Origin of the sequence: Paludibacter propionicigenes WB4, assembly GCF_000183135.1 — a bacterium.
GTDB lineage: Bacteria > Bacteroidota > Bacteroidia > Bacteroidales > Paludibacteraceae > Paludibacter > Paludibacter propionicigenes.
This window is the reverse complement of record NC_014734.1, coordinates 254,337-272,271: the sequence shown is the minus strand read 5'-3', so window position 1 is coordinate 272,271 and position 17,935 is coordinate 254,337. Positions and strand designations below refer to the sequence as shown.

The 17,935-nt window shown below is 40.1% G+C and carries 18 protein-coding genes; 2 read left to right on the top strand and 16 right to left on the bottom strand.

What is annotated here, in order from left to right:
* Positions 1-207 precede the first annotated feature (207 nt).
* The 16 genes from PALPR_RS01110 to PALPR_RS01035 all read right to left on the bottom strand — a co-directional run bounded on the left by PALPR_RS01110 (position 208) and on the right by PALPR_RS01035 (position 16,271).
* On the bottom strand, positions 208-879 hold the full coding sequence (locus PALPR_RS01110) for a hypothetical protein (protein WP_013443750.1): 672 nt from the start codon (positions 877-879) through the stop codon (positions 208-210).
* A 1,042-nt stretch (positions 880-1,921) separates the two neighbouring features.
* Entirely contained in the window at positions 1,922-2,632 is a 711-nt protein-coding gene (locus PALPR_RS01105) for an LrgB family protein (protein WP_013443749.1), read from the bottom strand.
* On the bottom strand, positions 2,629-2,991 hold the full coding sequence (locus PALPR_RS01100) for a CidA/LrgA family protein (RefSeq protein WP_013443748.1): 363 nt from the start codon (positions 2,989-2,991) through the stop codon (positions 2,629-2,631). Before PALPR_RS01100 ends, PALPR_RS01105 begins: the two co-directional genes overlap by 4 nt.
* 605 nt (positions 2,992-3,596) lie before the next feature.
* Positions 3,597-4,817 (bottom strand): hypothetical protein, encoded by a 1,221-nt coding sequence (locus PALPR_RS01095; RefSeq protein ID WP_013443747.1) that lies wholly within the window; start codon positions 4,815-4,817, stop codon positions 3,597-3,599.
* 84 nt (positions 4,818-4,901) lie between these two features.
* Positions 4,902-5,471: a manganese efflux pump MntP gene (locus PALPR_RS01090; protein WP_013443746.1), complete on the bottom strand. Its 570-nt coding sequence runs from the start codon at positions 5,469-5,471 to the stop codon at positions 4,902-4,904.
* Between the two features lie 115 nt (positions 5,472-5,586).
* A complete protein-coding gene (locus PALPR_RS01085) occupies positions 5,587-7,608 on the bottom strand; it encodes a transketolase family protein (RefSeq protein ID WP_013443745.1) in 2,022 nt (673 codons plus the stop codon).
* Between the two features lie 56 nt (positions 7,609-7,664).
* Complete coding sequence (locus PALPR_RS01080) at positions 7,665-8,435, bottom strand: DUF6048 family protein (protein WP_013443744.1); 771 nt, start codon at positions 8,433-8,435, stop codon at positions 7,665-7,667.
* Entirely contained in the window at positions 8,407-8,967 is a 561-nt protein-coding gene (locus PALPR_RS01075) for a DUF6452 family protein (RefSeq protein WP_013443743.1), read from the bottom strand. The genes PALPR_RS01080 and PALPR_RS01075 overlap by 29 nt, the downstream gene beginning before the upstream one ends.
* Positions 8,968-8,992: 25 nt before the next feature.
* Positions 8,993-9,514 (bottom strand): DUF7935 family protein, encoded by a 522-nt coding sequence (locus tag PALPR_RS01070; protein WP_013443742.1) that lies wholly within the window; start codon positions 9,512-9,514, stop codon positions 8,993-8,995.
* 24 nt (positions 9,515-9,538) lie between these two features.
* Positions 9,539-9,895 (bottom strand): DUF190 domain-containing protein, encoded by a 357-nt coding sequence (locus PALPR_RS01065; RefSeq protein ID WP_013443741.1) that lies wholly within the window; start codon positions 9,893-9,895, stop codon positions 9,539-9,541.
* 4 nt (positions 9,896-9,899) lie between these two features.
* The gene (crcB, locus tag PALPR_RS01060; protein WP_013443740.1) at positions 9,900-10,271 is read right to left on the bottom strand and encodes a fluoride efflux transporter CrcB; all 372 of its coding nucleotides are present in this window, start codon (positions 10,269-10,271) and stop codon (positions 9,900-9,902) included.
* Between the two features lie 10 nt (positions 10,272-10,281).
* Complete coding sequence (locus PALPR_RS01055) at positions 10,282-11,232, bottom strand: glycosyltransferase family 2 protein (protein ID WP_013443739.1); 951 nt, start codon at positions 11,230-11,232, stop codon at positions 10,282-10,284.
* Between the two features lie 51 nt (positions 11,233-11,283).
* On the bottom strand, positions 11,284-11,796 hold the full coding sequence (locus PALPR_RS01050; protein ID WP_013443738.1) for a DUF4199 domain-containing protein: 513 nt from the start codon (positions 11,794-11,796) through the stop codon (positions 11,284-11,286).
* A 222-nt stretch (positions 11,797-12,018) separates the two neighbouring features.
* Positions 12,019-12,960, bottom strand: coding sequence for a thioredoxin-disulfide reductase (gene trxB / locus PALPR_RS01045; protein WP_013443737.1), 942 nt, complete (start codon positions 12,958-12,960; stop codon positions 12,019-12,021).
* 140 nt (positions 12,961-13,100) lie between these two features.
* Positions 13,101-13,742, bottom strand: a complete 642-nt coding sequence (lolA1, locus tag PALPR_RS01040; protein ID WP_013443736.1) for an outer membrane lipoprotein periplasmic chaperone LolA1 — start codon at positions 13,740-13,742, stop codon at positions 13,101-13,103.
* Positions 13,743-13,787: 45 nt separating this feature from the next.
* The gene (locus PALPR_RS01035) at positions 13,788-16,271 is read right to left on the bottom strand and encodes a DNA translocase FtsK (RefSeq protein WP_013443735.1); all 2,484 of its coding nucleotides are present in this window, start codon (positions 16,269-16,271) and stop codon (positions 13,788-13,790) included.
* Positions 16,272-16,452: 181 nt separating this feature from the next.
* Here PALPR_RS01035 and nth point away from each other — a divergent pair, with 181 nt between their 5' ends.
* Together nth and PALPR_RS01025 are read left to right on the top strand one after the other, a co-directional pair.
* Positions 16,453-17,091, top strand: a complete 639-nt coding sequence (gene nth / locus PALPR_RS01030) for an endonuclease III (protein WP_013443734.1) — start codon at positions 16,453-16,455, stop codon at positions 17,089-17,091.
* 120 nt (positions 17,092-17,211) lie between these two features.
* Positions 17,212-17,874 (top strand): rubredoxin-like domain-containing protein, encoded by a 663-nt coding sequence (locus PALPR_RS01025; RefSeq protein WP_013443733.1) that lies wholly within the window; start codon positions 17,212-17,214, stop codon positions 17,872-17,874.
* The last annotated feature ends 61 nt before the right edge of the window (positions 17,875-17,935 follow it).

Genomic DNA, 17,935 nt, shown 5'->3' with positions numbered 1-17,935 from the left:
ATTATGTTGTTTTTTTTAATTTAGACAATTTACTGCACAGTCTCTTATCAGAAAACTCTTCAAAAAAAACAAACCGTCTCCGGCAATGCAACCGGAAACGGTTTTCGGGAAAAATTTCAAACTTTCACAGGTCTGTGCAGCTGTTGCAGCCTACAGACTCTCCCTGTGTATGCGGGAGGAACGTTTCAATGTTGATTGATACAGGTGTTATCCTACTATCATGGCGCTGGCGGTAATGCTCCACGGACCGCTTTCGCCGTGCGTGTTTACCCAACGCAGCCAATAATACGCCATTTTTCCTGCCTGATCTCCGTCAAAGTCCACTTCGTAAGGCGAAGCGGTGCAGGTAGTCAGATACTTTAGTTCGGAAACCAGCTTAGGGGCTTCGCCATCTACTTTTATATAGATTTCGCATCCGTGCACTCCTGCCGGTTTCGCCTTGCTTCGTGGTGATGCTTCGTCCGCAAAGTTAACGATGTGTCTTTTGCGTGTCGAAAAATCAATAGAGGCTACAGGGCTTGTTTCCGGTTTTGCTACCGAAGTGCGTGTTCCTGTTTTTACGGTCAGGCCCATGCGTGTGCGGTCGCTATCCGAAACTCTCGAATTGTTGCTCAGCCACTGTGCTACGAAACTTCGGATATAGCTTTCGTAGTCGGCACGTGCTTCTTTTTTGTCGGCAACATCGGCAGCCGTACGGTTTTGTTTGTTACTGGCCTTGGCATACGATGTATCCCAGACGCTCTTTTTTACATTTAAGGTTGCATAATCTTCTCTTGAAATTTGCCACCTGTCTACATTCGGTTCGGTGTTGCTCACCAAACTTTCCTGCCAAGAGTTGAACTCCCCATCGCTTCGGGGGATGTAATCAGAGTTGCTCATAGGTTTGTGATTTGAATTAGAAATTAGACAATTAAATATACTGAAAGTTTGAAATTCCTGTTCTGCCACCGTTTCGGATTAAAATCCCAATGTTCTGTATTTTAATCCCAGCCATTGGGGCTTTAATCCCAAAGTTTGGTGTCTTAATCCGCAACTTTGGGGTTTTAATCCCAAAGTTCGGGGTTATAATCCGGGACTTTCGTGTTATAGCCCCATTGTCTCGTGTTATAGCCCCATAGCTTCGGGTTATAGCCCCGATTAGTGGGGCTTTAACCCCATCGTCTCGGGTTACTCTGTCAATGGTTGGGGTTAAACCACGGATGCATTGTAGAGCTCTACAAATCTATTTGTAATCTCCGCAACGGATCAGCATACCAACCCGACATTTTCGGGTTTGTCTACCAACTATATTTATAAGTGGATGATTACCTGATGTTTCACTTTCAAATTTAAATTATATAGTTTAATTTTCCAAGAAAAATCATATATACATCGTGAAATTGTTGGCGTTAATAATTAGTTTAAAATCAATAAAATAACGATTGGCCAAAAAACTATTTTATATACATCCAAATTTGGACATAAAAAATAGCGGTATTTTAACCAACGTAAAATACCGCTCAATGCGTAAACCCCAAAAAAAGAATGAATGAAAAGGATCAATACAGGAGAGAAAGATCAATAGGAAAAAGTGGAGTTAAGTAGTAGAAATTAAATAATGTCGTATAAGTAAATCTAGAAATGGAAAAAGATTAGAACGCGGATAAACGCTGATATAGCGGATTTTATACGGATTTTAATTTCGACAAGTCGAAATGATTTTCAAAGGTTTATATTCTTATCTGTCATGCTTGCATGACTAAAATCAGTTTTGTATCCGTTTAATTATCATCCGTTTTTACCTGCCTGCCGCAGGCAAGTCCGCTCAATCCGTAAAATCAGCGTTCCATTCTTTTTTAAAAATACGACAATATATTCTTCCGCTTACTTACATTATACACATATCATATTGCGAATAAAAAAATATAATGTCTGGGGCAAATTAAAACAACCTCTCGGCAAAGGGTACAAGCAAAGCAGTCATAATGCCCATAATACCGATAGCCAGGCCACTGATAGCTCCTTCTACCGCTCCCATTTCCATGGCGCGGGCAGTGCCTAAAGCATGAGAAGCAGAGCCCATAGCCAGGCCTTGTGCTATTTTACTTTTAATCCCTAATTTTCGGAGTACTATGGGTCCGGCCAGTCCGCCAAATATACCGCATATCACCACAAAAGCTGCCGTGAGCGAAGGAACTCCGCCCGATTTTTCGGACAGGCTCATGGCTATAGGCGTAGTAACCGACTTTGGAGCCAGCGAAGCCATCATAATGTGATCGGCACCCATTAATCTGGCAACAAGCACTACACTTAGTATGCCCACCAGACTACCCACAAACACGGACGTAAGGATAGAAACCACGTTTCCGCGTATATGTTCTATTTGTTCGTAAAGCACATAACCCAGCGCCACCACACTGGGACCAAGCATAAAGTTCAGTATTCGGGTTTGCTTGTAAAACGTAGGATAATCGATACCTGTAAATTTCAGGAAAGGAATGATGATAATCATCGAGATAAGCAGCGGCGGAAGCAAAGCTATTTTTGTACGTTTATAGATAAACACACCCAACAGGAATGTACCCATCGAAAACATCAACAGAAAAACCTCCGTGCTGATAAGCGGTCTGATGTGGTCTAATACATTATTCATAATTTGGGTCCTCCTTTTTTTGCCCGTTTTTTTTCAAATCGTTCCTGTATAAGCGCTACGGTAACAATGGTAAGCACCGTGCTAATGGCAATGGCTATAAGAATGGTGAATAAGGATTTGGAGAGTAGCTCGGCATACACCATCAGCCCAACTGCCGCCGGAATAAAGAACACAGCCATGTTTTTGGTTATTACAATAGATACATCTTTTACATTATCCGGTTTAATAACCTTGAAAAAAAGGCATACAAAAAGTAATATCATGCCTAATACACTACCGGGTATAAATCCCCTGATAAGCAAACTCAGCATTTCGCCCAGAAAATAGAACAGCAAAATAAAAAATGAACCTTTTATCATAAATCGTTACTAATATTTAATGATATATTTTATCACAATAGCACACATAGAAATCATGGGAGAGAAAAAGACTTAGGTCACATAGTAAGAGTATCTGACGATACTCTTGCTCAGTCTGAGATTATCCCGTATTCGGGATAATGCTATGTGTTCTTAGTCTTATATCTCCTATTTAAAACTAGTGTGAACTATGTGGCAAAAAACATATCAACAATAATTATCATTTACTTAACTCACAAGATCAGATCATGAAAAGATTAAATTGTAACAAATCAACCATCGGTTTGTTTTTATACGCAATCAAAGATAAAGACTAAATGAAAGATGTCAGCCGTAGAATGCGTATTATTTTTCATATAATATATCGGTGCTCTGCACCTCTGGTTTATATGTCTGACTAATTTCTACAAATAGTTCGGGACTCTGTCCCTCAAAAAGGTGCAGAGCACCAAACTATTTGTAGCAATTGGTATCGTTTTATCATCATTAGGTGCAGCGCACCGTAACATTGTATTATCTTATCTGGAAATAAGCCGGAGTCAATCTCAAATTCAGGTTTATAAAAAACTGAAAAGCAGCATATTTCCCAATTCTATCTTTATACTTTAAAAAATGTACATTACCGAAGCAAGCACACGATGATTATTTACGTTATTCGCAGTGCCTGCGGTTCCGTCTTTGCGTACATTACCATAAGCAGCCGTTGTAAAATCGTATTCAAGCCCGAATTTCATATTTGCCAGGTTATAGCTTACCTGTGGAGCCACCCGATACAAACGATCAACGACAGACTGCGATGCATCATAATAGCCATAACCGTAAGCAGTGTATTTACCACCCTTGCGTGCAGCCAGATCCTCATTTGTACCAAGGTTCTGAGACAATCCAAGGAGCACACTCACCTGAATTTTTGTTCCGTACACTACGTTCAGCCACGTACTCAGATTATTGAAGTTAGTATATTTCAATACGGTAGTAGAGTCGGCAGCATATTTACTCACACCGTATCCGCCCAACATAAGCTGATCGCTCAGGTTTTCGCCATAAATGGCTTTCGCTTTTATCTGAAATTTGTTGTTTACATACTGGCTATAAGCTACAGCACTTAACGACGATACATATTTTACATCAGGTTTTAGCGATTTAAAATCAACCCCTACTCCATTGGTCCAATGCGCATTTTTATTTTCCAACCCTACAAAAAGATTCGGAACTAAAGCATTTTTCATATAGGTATTAATGGTTCCCAGAGGTCCCTGCGATGCATATTGCATTTCGTAAAGTGCAGCAGCCGTAAATGAAAGAGTAGAACTCAGGCTTTGTTTTAAACGTACCTGCGGACTGCGGTTAAAAGGTTGGAATGGTGCACCGGCATTGGCCGAAAAGGTAGAAGGAATCACGCTTCCGAACAAGGGATGCCAGGTTTGACCTACAAGTAATTCGGTTTTAGCCCAGTTCAGTTTCATGTAAGCCTGACGGATACGAAAAACATAATAAGAAGTTCCGAAACCTGCAAAGTCGGCTTCAATCTTACCCGAAGTTTTAGCACCCAACACAGGTGTTCCGGTAATATCTACACCAAGGCGGGTATTAACGCTAAGCATCTCTGCTTGCGCCACTTCATTTTTATCAACTCCGGCGCTTAGCTCAACCGGTTTAGGAAATAACTGAATAATACCATCGACCATCTCTACATTCTGACGGGAATTATAAAAAAAGTCGTTACCTACGTAACCGTATATTTTAGTTTTTGTAGTTTGTTCCTGAGCAAAAGCAAAACTTGCAGAAGCTAACAGAATACAGGAAAGTAGTTTTTTAAATGTCATTTTTATTTTTTTGATAAGAAAACTATTTGTATTAGATTTATCAGGTGGAAAGGAGTGCAAAAAAACGCGTAAATCGGGCGGTTATTAATAGCCCATCAAATGTTCAATCAGAATTTTCAGACCAATACCCATAAGAATGACTCCACCCAGAATTTCAACTTTAAAATTAAACCGTTTGCCGAAATGCACGCCGATAAACATACCAATGAGCGTGAACAGAAAACTGGTGAGCCCGATAATAAGTATGGCTTCCCATATTACTCCTGAATATGGAATAAGCACAATGCCTGTTGCCAATGCATCGATACTGGTTGCCACTGCCAGCGATAACAACACCGACCATTTAAAAGGATTCGGAGCCTCGTCTGAGTCGGGATCTTTAGGTTTAATTCCTTCAACTATCATTTTACCGCCTATGAGTGCCAGTAATACAAAAGCTATCCAGTGGTCAAAGGCTTTCATATAACCTGCATAGCCCACACCCAGCGTATAACCTATCAGAGGCATAACAGCCTGAAACAATCCAAACAGCAGCGCCATCCGAAGAGTAAGCCATACGTAGTACTTCTTTGCATGCATACCCTTGCTTATCGAAACAGCAAAGCAATCCATAGCAAGTCCAATGGCGATGATGATGATTGATAGAATATCCATGTAGTTGAGAGGTAAGGGGTAAGAAAGCAAGAGGTAAGAAAAAAATAAAAAGGTAAGGAATAAAATGATATAGCAAATTGCCTACCTCTTACTCCTTACCTCTTACTTCTATTTATTAAAGCATTGCTTTTACTTGTTCGTAAACGTTCTTGCCAGTAAAGCCAAGTTTTTCGTCCAATACTTTGTATGGAGCAGAGAAACCAAATGACTCTAATCCCCAGATTTTACCGTTAGCACCTACTAAACCTAATAAGTTTACAGGCAGACCGGCTGTAAGTCCGAAGATTTTTGAACCTTTAGGCAATACGCTTTCCTGATATTCTGCCGATTGGCTACGGAATAATCCTTCTGAAGGCACAGAAACCAAACGAATTTTTACACCTTCGGCGCGAAGCAATGCAGCTCCTTCGTATAATGTAGCAACCTCAGAACCTGAAGCCACAAGAATTACATCAGGATTTCCATCACATTCTACCACATATCCGCCTTTTTGAGCTTGTTCAGCTTCTGCTTTACGATTTGTAGCTGCAGGAAGATCAACAATGTTCTGACGAGATAGAATCAAACCTGTAGGAGTTGAAGTATTTTCCATGGCCATCTTCCATGCAACTGTACATTCTTCAACATCGGCAGGACGAAGAACCAACATAGAGTTGTGACCTTTGTGGTTTTTCAGTTTTTCCATCAAACGGATTTGAGCTTCTTGTTCAACAGGCTCGTGAGTTGGTCCATCCTCACCTACGCGGAATGCATCGTGTGTCCAGATAAACTTCACCGGTTGTTCCATCAAAGCAGCCATACGTACGGCAGGTTTCATATAGTCTGAGAATACAAAGAAAGTAGCACAAGCAGGAATTACACCACCGTGTAAGCTCATACCGATACAAAGACAAGCCATGGTCAATTCGGCCACACCAGCCTGAAGGAATGCACCTGAGAAATCGTCTTTAGTAAATGCTTTGGTGTTTTTCAGGAAGCCGTCTGTTTTATCAGAGTTTGACAAGTCGGCACTTGCAACCACCATATTTTCTACTTGTTTAGCCAATTCAGCCAAAACAGTAGCCGAAGCTGCACGTGTAGCCTGACCCGGTTTTTGAACTACGGCATCCCAGTTCATTTTAGTTTTTCCGCTGAAGAAGAACTCAAGTTTTTCTGCCAATTCAGGATTTGCTTTTGCCCACGCTGCTTTTGCTGCTTGTTTTTCAGCTGCAATTTTCTTCAATTCTTCAGCTCGTTTAGCATATAATTCTTTTGTTTCTTCGAAAAGAACAAATGGATTTTCAGGATTTCCACCTAAGTTTTTGATACTTTCAGCATAAGAAGCTCCACCTTCGCTCAATGGCATACCGTGAGTTGCACATTGACGTTCGAAGCTTGTTCCATCAGCTTTCACAGCGCCTTTACCCATAATGGTTTTACCAATAATCAAGGTAGGACGTTTAGCTTCAGCTTTTGCTTCTTTCAATGCAGTACGGATTTCAATGGCATCGTTACCATTAATTTCAACTACTTTCCAACCCCATGCAAGGTATTTTTGAGCTACGTTTTCGCTGGTTACAGCGTTAGTTTCAGTTGACAACTGAATATCGTTTGAATCGTAGAACATTACCAGGTTGTTCAATCCAAGGTGACCGGCAATACGACCTGCACCTTGTGAAATTTCTTCCTGAATACCACCATCAGAGATAAAGGCATATATTGTTTGACTCATCAACTCTCCAAAGCGTGCTTTAAGGAACTTAGCAGCTATGGCAGCGCCTACAGCGAAAGTATGACCCTGACCCAGTGGTCCTGAGGTATTTTCAACTCCACGCATAATGTCCACTTCGGGGTGTCCCGGAGTTGGACTATCCCATTGACGGAACTGTGCCAATTCTTCCATAGTAAACTTTCCTGCACAAGCAAGTACAGAATAAAGCATTGGAGACATATGACCCGGATCGAGGAAAAGACGGTCGCGACCTTCCCATTTTGGGTTTTGTGGATCATATTCCAAAAATTCTGAATAAAGTACGTTGATAAAATCGGCTCCACCCATAGCACCTCCCGGGTGACCTGACTTTGCTTTTTCTACTGCTGATGCAGCCAATATACGTATATTGTCAGCTGCACGATTTAAATTTTGAATAGAATTCATAAGTTTGTAAATTGGTTATGTTTGTAATTTATTTTAATTTCAAATCAATGAGCGAATTATTTCTTTTTCGCTGTAATTACTTCACCGGTTGGGGGCTTAGCAGTATTCTTCTTTTTTGATGGCAATTGAAATTTATATCCTATAGTATAATTCAATCCCAAATTAGAACTTTTGTTCGTTCCGAAACCCGGAATATACCAGGGTGTAACAGCTCCATCTGCAGTAGACGTCAACAGGTTTTTATTTCTGATAGTCCAACCCATGTATATATTTTTCAGCACTTCTACCCTAATTCCTGCGGTAAGCTCAAGCCAGACCTTCGTTGTAGATAAATTATTGTAGTTCATTGCCTGTACAGGTCCACCCCAATATTCGTCAGTGATGTTTACATTGCTTATGCTGTAATTAAAATTGGACACCCCTAACCTTACTCCCAGTAAAAGCATGCTGTTTATAGCATTAGCAGCTTTCTTGTGTTTGAGCATATTAATATCGATACCACCTCGCCAAAAAACTCCGTTGGTATTAAAGCCTACGTTATCAACAGTTAGCTTATCGGCACCGGCATAACCAAACTCGAAAGTTGGGTAAAACTTATGTTTTAAGTCTATTTTTACAGCTCCCTCGTAAGAGTAAGTTACTCCTTTTGATAAAGCCGAACCTACAATAGAAGCTACATCTCCCTCCACAATAATTCCATTGAAAAACGGTACGGGAATACTATCTGAAACAGTCTTTTGTTGTACTTTAATTTTCTGTGCCTGTACGGAATAAACCATCAACATGCAAAAAATCAAACTACTTGTATATTTGAATATTTTCAACATTGATGTTATTTACTTGGCGTTTGGTAATTCTTAGTGAATCAATAAAATTATTGGTTGTCAAAACAGTATCTACTGAATGAATTTTTATACTCCCGCACTCAAGCGATAAGTATTTATCCATATTCTGATGCGCTACGGTAAAAGTATCTTTTTTATTCTTATAAATTACTATATCATCCTTATTGGTAAGCGGATTCGGTGTAGTAATAGTTGCATTAAAAACAATTTCATATACTGAGTTAGACTCAAAGCTCTGTAGTGGCAAATTAATTTTGCTCAACCCCTTAGCATTATTGTATAAAACCGAATCTACATAAACATATTTATTTAAAGCTTTATCATATTTCAGTCCCCTCACCGTCAAGCTGTCGAGAACCATGGATGTAGAAGTTCTAGTCAGGGTGTTTTTAGTCACGTGATACATTCCCACATTCATCAACACCGTCCGATTGGTTCTGCAACTTTCATCCACTGCACACGAGAAACCGACAAACAGGCAAAGGATGAATATAATATATTGAGTTTTTTTCATTTATTTTCTTTCAAATACATTTCCGTTAGGACAAATAGTTTTGAACCTCATTTTTAAGTTTATCAATGGCTAGTTCAGTTGGAGTACGTTCACTGGTATCGTAAACCTGAATAATCATCTCAGCCAGTTCCGAAGCCGAATTAGCCGGATTGCATTTTGAGGCACAAGAGTTTACTAACCTCAGTAAACTCTCCTGCGTAGCACGAATATGAACCCATATTTCGTTGCTTACATAAATTTGTTGCGATAAGTTATGTGAAAACTCCTGCCGAATTGAAGCCAACAGCTGAGTTTGGAGTTCCAGATTAGTCATACCGGGTTTAGCCACACTTACAATGAGAGTGGAAGGAGTGGTTCGTTCCAATACAAGGATTAAGCGTTCGTATGCCCGCAGTCTAATGGGCGTCAAAGTATTAACTACGTCTTTTCGCAGTTCGAAATTGCGACGTTTATCTTCGTTCTTTAGCAGTCTGTCTATCAACAAATAAGCTGTCAACAAAACAAGTATTGCCGGCAATAATATTTTGAGAATATCCATGATTTCCATACTGCTCTTTTATAATTAATCCAATTATTTATTCGAAGTTCCGGTTTTCAAAAGTTTTATATCAATGGGCTGCATAGTTATAAGGCAACCCTTCGGTATCGACAACAGTTCATTTTCAATCGATTTGTAAAATGCTTCCAAAACCTCAGTTTTATCTATCATCTCTATTACTACCGGAAGTTTCTCGGTCAGTTCCCAAAATCTTGTCGAACTGATTTCAGTACTGCTTTGACCGTATCCCATTATGCCCCGATAAACAGTAACACCTTTTATGCCGCTCTTCTTTGCCGTCGTAACCAGATACTCGTACAGCAAATCGAGACCAATTCTATCCGTACTGCTGGCATAGAATTTCAAAATACTATTTCCGGTTGAATTCATGTTACTATAAATTTGAAGCTACATATCCCAAATAAACTGCTAAAAACCCAAAGAATATACTAAAACCCGTATAGAGTAATACCGATAAAAACTGACCATTCTGCATCAAAGTCAGGTTTTCGTTGGTAAATGACGAGAAGGTAGTGAAACCTCCGCAAATACCAACCATCAGAAACAAACGCATACTTGGCGAAATAACTTCGGTTCTGGCAGAAACCCCTGCTATAAAACCGATAAGCAAACTTCCCAAAACATTAACCGTCAGCGTTCCCATTGGTATCGACAAAAAATGCCAGTGCAAATTTAGCTTCGAAACCAGAAACCGGGCAATACTTCCAATAGCGCCACCCAATCCAACGATTAACAACTGTTTCATTCCAACGGGTTTAAATTTCTTTTTCTATCTGGTAATTATTCCGTTCCGTAGAATTTCGCGCCACTATTTCGCCCACAAAACCGGCCAAAAATAATTGCGTTCCTAAAACCATGGCCAACATAGCCAGATAAAAGTAAGGACTATCGGTTACCAGCGATACTTTCACATTCTCAATTATAGCTATAAGCTTATTCACTCCAACAGCTATAACTGCAAGAAAACCAAGCAAGAACATCAAAGTGCCGTATAATCCAAAAAAATGCATCGGTTTCTTCCCGAACTTTGACAAAAACCAAAGTGTCATCAAATCGAGGTAGCCATTTACAAAACGGTTCAATCCGAATTTTGTTTCACCAAACTGCCGTTTGCGGTGTTCAACTACTTTTTCGCCAATGCTGGTAAATCCTGCATTTTTAGCTAAGAAAGGAATGTAACGATGCATTTCGCCGTACACTTCTATATTCTTAATCACCTCATTGCGATAGGCTTTCAAACCGCAGTTCATATCGTGCAGATTGAGTCCGGTCACTTTGCGAGCCGTAGCATTGTATATTTTTGAAGGGATATTCTTTGTAAGCTTAGAGTCATAGCGTTTCTTTTTCCAACCCGACACTAAATCATAATTCCCATTTTTAATCATTGAGAACAATTCCGGTATTTCATCAGGGCTATCCTGTAGATCGGCATCCATGGTAATAACCACATCGCCTTTGGCAGCACGAAATCCACAATACAAAGCCGGAGATTTTCCATAGTTATGACGGAATTTTATTCCTCTTACATTCGCCGATTGTTTCTGAAGCGATTCAATAACCTCCCACGATTTGTCTGTGCTTCCATCATTTACAAAAATAACTTCATAGCTATATTTATTTTCATTCATGACGCGCTCTATCCACTCAAACAATTTTGGGAGCGACTCGTCTTCATTATACAACGGCACAACTATTGAAATATCCATATTTAATTTAGTTTCATGTTCTTATTAGAAAAAGCTAATATATACCGGCAATTACTGTTGATCAAACAAATCATTTGACTTCTTTCTAACGAAAAATGCCATAATTAATGCCCAAAATGCACCGGCAAAAGCACTTGCAAAGATATTCAGTATGGAAAACGGAATTGGAGTATAAATAATCTGCATAGCTTTATGAGTATTATTGTCTATTGAGAGGTTCATACTTTCATATGCTTTCAATATAGTATCAAGCATATATGCTAAATACTTAGTATCAATAAGACTTGTGTAAATAAGCACAACCATCGACATCACGACAGAGCCAAATAAATAGATCAGAAAAATATACCTGAAAGCTTTCCAATAAGAGATAAAACCCTCGCATTCGGTTTCCCTGAAATGAAGACTGGTTCTGAAAAGCATAAAAATTACCATAACCGAAATAAAAATGGCTATCATAGCCAAAATCTCATATCGTTGAGTAGAAAGAATAAACTTAGCAGACAACAATAGTCCGATAAAATGGAAATTGTGTAAAGCCGATTTTGCAATATTGGGTTGCATAGAGGTGTTTTTAGTTTTAATCGCACAAAAGTACAAAAAAACCGCCAAAATGAAAAGGATATTTTAAAATACTCCTTACCAACTTTGAGAATGAATTGATGAGTATAAAAAACATCGGAAAGTAATTGAAATGAGCACAATGAAACCCTGAGAGAATAGTACAGACAAACAAAAAACGGGATGCCTAAACCGACATCCCGTTTAAAATTAATATATGTTGTTTTACAAGCCCTTTTCCGATAAATATCGTTCGGCTTCGATGGCAGCCTGACAACCCGTTCCGGCAGCTGTAATAGCCTGACGATAATGAGGATCAGACACATCACCGGCCGCAAAAACGCCTGACACATTGGTACGTGGTGTACCGGGAATAGTTTTAATATAACCAACTTCGTCAGTCTCAATCCATGGTTTGAAAATGTCCGAATTAGGTTTGTGGCCGATTGCCAAAAAGAAACCATCGATATCAATATGAACCTTTTCCTCATCGGACTGTCCGCGGCGTTTTACCAGATCAGCTCCCTGTACCACGTTTTCGCCGGTGAGTCCCAGTGTTTCGTGTTCAAAAAGCACTTCAATCTTCGGATTGCTCAACACTCTTTCCTGCATAATTTTAGAAGCACGCAAAAAGTTTTTACGCACAATAAGATACACTTTACTTGCCAATCCGGCCAGGTAAGTTGCTTCCTCGCAAGCTGTATCACCGCCACCAACAACTGCTACTGTAAGCTTCCGGTAGAAAAAGCCGTCACAGGTAGCACAAGCCGACACGCCCGAACCTGCATATTTTTGTTCATCGGGCAATCCCAGGTATTTAGCAGTAGCACCGGTTGAAATAATGATGGTTTCGGCTTCAATAACCTTCTCTCCATCAATAGTCACCTTGTAAGGTGCAGCAGACAAATCGGTAGCTGTAGCCGCACCAAAACGAATATCGGCTCCGAAACGTTCAGCTTGTTTTTTCAGGTCTTCCATCAATTCCGTGCCGGTTGTACCCGATGGATATCCCGGAAAATTTTCTACTTCGGTGGTAGTTGTTAGTTGTCCGCCGGGTTGCATACCTTCGTACAAAACGGGCGAAAGATTAGCGCGTGAAGCATAAATTGCAGCAGTATATCCTGCAGGACCTGAGCCAATAATAAGGCAACGTACTTTTTCGTTCATATATTTAAATCGTTTTTTGTGAGAATTTAATTGTCAAACAAATATAACATCAAAAGGTTTTATGTATGATGATAATGAAGATTCTATAGCGGTATTTATAAATTCAATAGACATATCACATTGAATTTTCCAGAAAAAAACTATCTTAGATCATTAACAGATACACCTTTGTGTTTTGCCGCATTGAAAACAAAGATATTATCGGCAGCCGCTATTCCTTTTTTGAAATTGCTCAAGACAAGCAATGAACTGGTTCCGTTTTTATTCGACAGTTTGATAGAAGACAGCCCTCCTGAGGCTTTATTTACCTGAACTTCTATCTTGATAATATCCTTACTTCCTGCTTTTGGGAGCATTTCTATGCAATAGTTCTGAGCCGATTTTGCTTTTGCAGAAAACTTAATCGTACATTTTGATTTGAAACCCGACAGGATAGCCATGGGGTTTGTTTCAGCAAGTTCTTTTTCGGATGGCTCGGTTATCGAAACCTCATTATTTTGTTCCACCCAAGCCCATTGAGTTTTTCCATCAAACCAGACTTTCATATCGCTCATTTCGAGCACAAACTTTGCTCCCTTCAGTGTAAACACACCGCTCGAAGCCAAGCCCTGAAGGTTGTTTTTATCGGTAGCTATTAGTTTGAAATTAGTTTTGATGGCATTTGTTTTAGCCATTACCAGTAAATCGGTCAGGATTTTTTCAGCTTGCGGATTATTCTGAGCTACGCTTAACTGAGCTGATAAAACCAGAATGGCAATTGAGAAAATTATTTTTTTAAGCATAATACTATATTGTTGAATAGTGATAATTGTTGAGATGATAATAAACTATAAGTTCTTCAAAATCTGTTCCAAATGGTAATCGTCCATCACCAGTACCTGACGGGCTTTACTTCCTTCGAAAGGTCCGATAATACCAACCACTTCTAACTGATCAACAATACGACCCGCACGATTATAACCAATTGAAAATTTACGTTGAATGAGCGATGTAGATCCCTGCTGATTAGCCACAATTAAGCGGGCAGCCTCTTCAAAAAGAGGATCGCGCTTACTCATATCCACCGAGCTTGCATCTATTCCTTCGCCTTCTACCCCGACATATTCAGGCAAATAAAATGCCGTTGGATATGCCTGCTGCTGGGTAATATGATGTACGATATTTTCTACCTCGGGAGTATCTACAAAAGCGCACTGAACGCGCGTCAGATCATTTCCCTGCGAGAAAAGCATATCACCCCTACCCACCAGTTGATTTGCTCCCGGAGAATCGAGAATAGTGCGCGAGTCAATCATAGACGATACGCGGAATGCTACACGCGCCGGGAAATTGGCTTTGATAACACCGGTAATGATATTAACGGACGGACGTTGCGTGGCAATAATCATGTGAATTCCTACCGCACGAGCGAGCTGGGCAATACGGGCAATCGGCATTTCCACTTCTTTTCCGGCAGTCATAATCAAATCTCCGAACTCATCTACAATCACCACGATATATGGCAAAAACCGGTGTCCTTTCTCCGGATTTAAATGACGAACAAAGAACTTCTCGTTATACTCCTTAATGTTTCGGACATGCGCTTTTTTAAGCAGATCATATCGGTCATCCATCTCCTTACAAAGCGAGTTTAGTGTTTCAACCACCTTACTTGTATCCGTAATAATGGCATCATCCCCATCGGGTAATTTTGCCAGAAAGTGCTTCTCAATGTCTCCGTAAATATTAAACTCTACCTTCTTCGGATCTACCAACACAAGTTTCAACTGTGACGGATGCTTTTTATAAAGTAAGGAAGTAATAATGGCGTTCAAACCTACAGATTTACCTTGTCCAGTTGCACCCGCCACAAGCAAGTGAGGCATTTTAGCCAAATCGACCATGAATATATCATTGGTAATGGTGCGTCCAAAAGCTACGGGAAGTTCAAACTTAGACTCCTGGAATTTTTTGGAAGCGATTATCGAATGCATCGAAACTACCTGCGGATCGGAGTTTGGCACCTCTATACCGATGGTACCTTTGCCCGGAATAGGCGCTATGATACGAATACCGGTAGCCGCCAGACTAAGCATAATATCATACTCCAGATTACGGATTTTGGAAATACGCACACCTGCTTTCGGCACAATTTCGTACAACGTGATAGTTGGACCGACAGTTGCTTTAATTGTTTCTATCTCGATTCCGTAGTTTTGCAATGTTTTGATAATACGATCTTTATTGGCATTTTGCTCCACCATGTCTATCTGCGTATCATTGTCGGTACCATACACTTTGAGCAAATCAAGTGTAGGAGGAGTATAATGCGACAAATCAAGTGTGGGATCGTATTTACCTAACTTGGCCACATTGTAAAAAGGGTCTTCATTATCGTCGTTAGTCAAACCGGACTCTTCATCTTCTGCCGTTCTAACCTCCTCATTAGCTTCGGGCTGTTGAATTTCAAAAAGCACATCGTTCTTTTCAGGTTCAGGAGTTTCGATGACAAGTTCCTCATCGCTTTCATTGCCTTTTACAATCCAGTCTTCGGGTATAATTTCAGTTCCCACCGCCACGGTAGCTTCTGATTCATATTCATCTGATTCTTCGGAAAATTCCAGTTCAGGCTCAGCAGCTATTTCAGCATCTTTAGGTTTACGTTTAAATAGACCTTTGAGAAAAGGAATCGTTTTCTTAGAGGAAACAATCGCATAAATAAGAAACGACCCGATTAAAATCATCAAAGTTCCGGAGTTTCCCACATAGGAAATCAGCCAGCGGCTCACTTCGTCGCCCTGCTCACCACCCGGCGAGAATGAAAATGTATAGCTGTCGGTAAACGGAATCAACACAAAACCGAGCAAAGTAGAAAACCAGACCAGCCAAAAGCAGGTATGAAAAAACGCTTTCCAAACCGGAGTAACCTTTGCTGTAAGTAATCGTAACCCGATTATAGTTCCGAAATAAATCAGTGCAAACGAGGCTATTCCGTAGCCGCGACGTAAAAACGTATCCGACAATATGGCGCCTAACACCGATCCCCAATTCTGAATATCGGAACGCATCTTTTGCAATTCGCCCCAACTGAGCTCCATCTTACTCTGATCGACATACGCAAAAAAGAAATAAGAAACGAACGACACCAGTAGAAACAAAACACCTATCAACACTGCAATTCCCATTACAATGCGGGTACGCTCATCAGTCAGGAAGTTTTTCAGTCTTACGCCAAAACCCGGTTCATTGGGATCTCTTGGCTTACTTTCTTTTTTTGAAGCAGCCTTTGGTTCTGGTTTGGGGATGGTTTTTATGGGTTTCTTTGGTGCCATGTATTTTTGCTTACAGATAGAGTTATAGTAGTTTATTCTTTAAAATGCAAAAATAATAAAAATGAACTCGCATATTACATCTTTTCCTATAAATTTGCAGAAAAAAGAACCATTCCCTCGGAAGATACTCTGGACGAAGTCTCTGTAATAAAATCCGGGCAGAATTTTACAAATTGACGCAATGACAACAAAACAACGATACACTCACATTATTGACTGGTTTACTAAAAATATGCCCGTAGCCGAAACCGAATTACACTATACCGATCCATTCGGATTGCTGGTAGCTGTTATTCTGTCGGCGCAATGTACAGACAAGCGAGTAAACATGATTACGCCCCGTTTGCTGGCCGATTTCCCTACCCCTGAGGCAATGGCAGCTACCAACCACGAAGTTATTTTTGAGTACATAAAATCCATTTCCTATCCAAACAACAAAGCCAAACATCTGGTAGGCATGGCTCAAAAATTAGTTTCGGACTTTAACGGTGTGATGCCGGACGATGTAGCGATGCTACAAACACTTCCGGGCGTTGGGCGCAAAACTGCCAACGTTATCGCATCGGTGGTTTTCAACAAACCCACGATGGCTGTTGATACACACGTATTCCGTATTTCCGAGCGATTGGGGCTGACAACCAACTCAAAAAATCCACTGCAAACAGAACAAGAGCTGGTTAAATACATACCAGCCGATTTAATTCCCAAAGCGCATCACTGGCTTATTCTGCACGGACGCTATGTATGCCTGGCCCGTAAGCCCAAGTGTGAAGAATGCGGAATTACAGAGTGGTGCAGATTCTATAAATTAAATCAATAAATCCGCTTATAAAACAGAATCAAATCAACGGTCTAAAACAAAAAAACAGTTTTATCATTGTCCATTATTAATAAGTTTTTATCTTTGTGGCAACAAAACAAATTTAAAATTATACCAATTATGATAGATGAAGAACTAGTCCGTTGCCGACCTTGTGGGTATGTAATGAAAGCAAGCGACTTAGGCGATGTTTGTCCGGCTTGCGGACTACCAAGAAATGTTTTTGAACCATACAGAGAAAGAGTTTCGGCCAACAGATTGTTGATATTGAGTCTGGACATACACCCTATCGCCATTCACCTTTCACAAACCTTTGTGGCACTTACACCACTACTCATTGTGTTTCACTATATTTTCCCCAATTTTGAAGAAACTATAGTACATTCGGTTATTACATTTTCGGTTTGGGCTTTACCCCTTTCGTTAGTAATATCATTCATTTCGGGGGTAGTAGATGGAATCACAAGGTTTAAAACGTTGAGAACTCCGTTATTGAAGTCGAAGATCATTTATAGTATTTTTATTCTGATATTTTCCTTTGCTCAGTTACTCATTTTCACGCCCCAATCTTACACATGGATTATCATGTTGCTTAGTTTAGCATCACTGGGTTGCGCTGTGAAACTGGGACTTCTGGGGAAACACCTTATCGATGTCATCCTTCCGGGAACTTATGTTCGCAGAAAAAAGAAGAGCACAAAATATGCTCCTAAAGGCAAAACCGAAGCTGCTGAAAAACCGGTAAAAAAATCGAAAACTGACAACGTACAAGCTGAAGAGTAACCAGACTATAACAACAATTAATTAATCCTCGCTTCTGCACGTGCTTGTAAGCGGGGATTTT

Coding starts and splice junctions, on each gene's coding strand:
- PALPR_RS01110 (WP_013443750.1), bottom strand. CDS start 879: ATGAGCAACTCTGATTACATCCCCCGAAGCGATGGGGAGTTCAACTCT.
- PALPR_RS01105 (WP_013443749.1), bottom strand. CDS start 2,632: ATGAATAATGTATTAGACCACATCAGACCGCTTATCAGCACGGAGGTT.
- PALPR_RS01100 (WP_013443748.1), bottom strand. CDS start 2,991: ATGATAAAAGGTTCATTTTTTATTTTGCTGTTCTATTTTCTGGGCGAA.
- PALPR_RS01095 (WP_013443747.1), bottom strand. CDS start 4,817: ATGACATTTAAAAAACTACTTTCCTGTATTCTGTTAGCTTCTGCAAGT.
- PALPR_RS01090 (WP_013443746.1), bottom strand. CDS start 5,471: ATGGATATTCTATCAATCATCATCATCGCCATTGGACTTGCTATGGAT.
- PALPR_RS01085 (WP_013443745.1), bottom strand. CDS start 7,608: ATGAATTCTATTCAAAATTTAAATCGTGCAGCTGACAATATACGTATA.
- PALPR_RS01080 (WP_013443744.1), bottom strand. CDS start 8,435: ATGTTGAAAATATTCAAATATACAAGTAGTTTGATTTTTTGCATGTTG.
- PALPR_RS01075 (WP_013443743.1), bottom strand. CDS start 8,967: ATGAAAAAAACTCAATATATTATATTCATCCTTTGCCTGTTTGTCGGT.
- PALPR_RS01070 (WP_013443742.1), bottom strand. CDS start 9,514: ATGGAAATCATGGATATTCTCAAAATATTATTGCCGGCAATACTTGTT.
- PALPR_RS01065 (WP_013443741.1), bottom strand. CDS start 9,895: ATGAATTCAACCGGAAATAGTATTTTGAAATTCTATGCCAGCAGTACG.
- crcB (WP_013443740.1), bottom strand. CDS start 10,271: ATGAAACAGTTGTTAATCGTTGGATTGGGTGGCGCTATTGGAAGTATT.
- PALPR_RS01055 (WP_013443739.1), bottom strand. CDS start 11,232: ATGGATATTTCAATAGTTGTGCCGTTGTATAATGAAGACGAGTCGCTC.
- PALPR_RS01050 (WP_013443738.1), bottom strand. CDS start 11,796: ATGCAACCCAATATTGCAAAATCGGCTTTACACAATTTCCATTTTATC.
- trxB (WP_013443737.1), bottom strand. CDS start 12,960: ATGAACGAAAAAGTACGTTGCCTTATTATTGGCTCAGGTCCTGCAGGA.
- lolA1 (WP_013443736.1), bottom strand. CDS start 13,742: ATGCTTAAAAAAATAATTTTCTCAATTGCCATTCTGGTTTTATCAGCT.
- PALPR_RS01035 (WP_013443735.1), bottom strand. CDS start 16,271: ATGGCACCAAAGAAACCCATAAAAACCATCCCCAAACCAGAACCAAAG.
- nth (WP_013443734.1), top strand. CDS start 16,453: ATGACAACAAAACAACGATACACTCACATTATTGACTGGTTTACTAAA.
- PALPR_RS01025 (WP_013443733.1), top strand. CDS start 17,212: ATGATAGATGAAGAACTAGTCCGTTGCCGACCTTGTGGGTATGTAATG.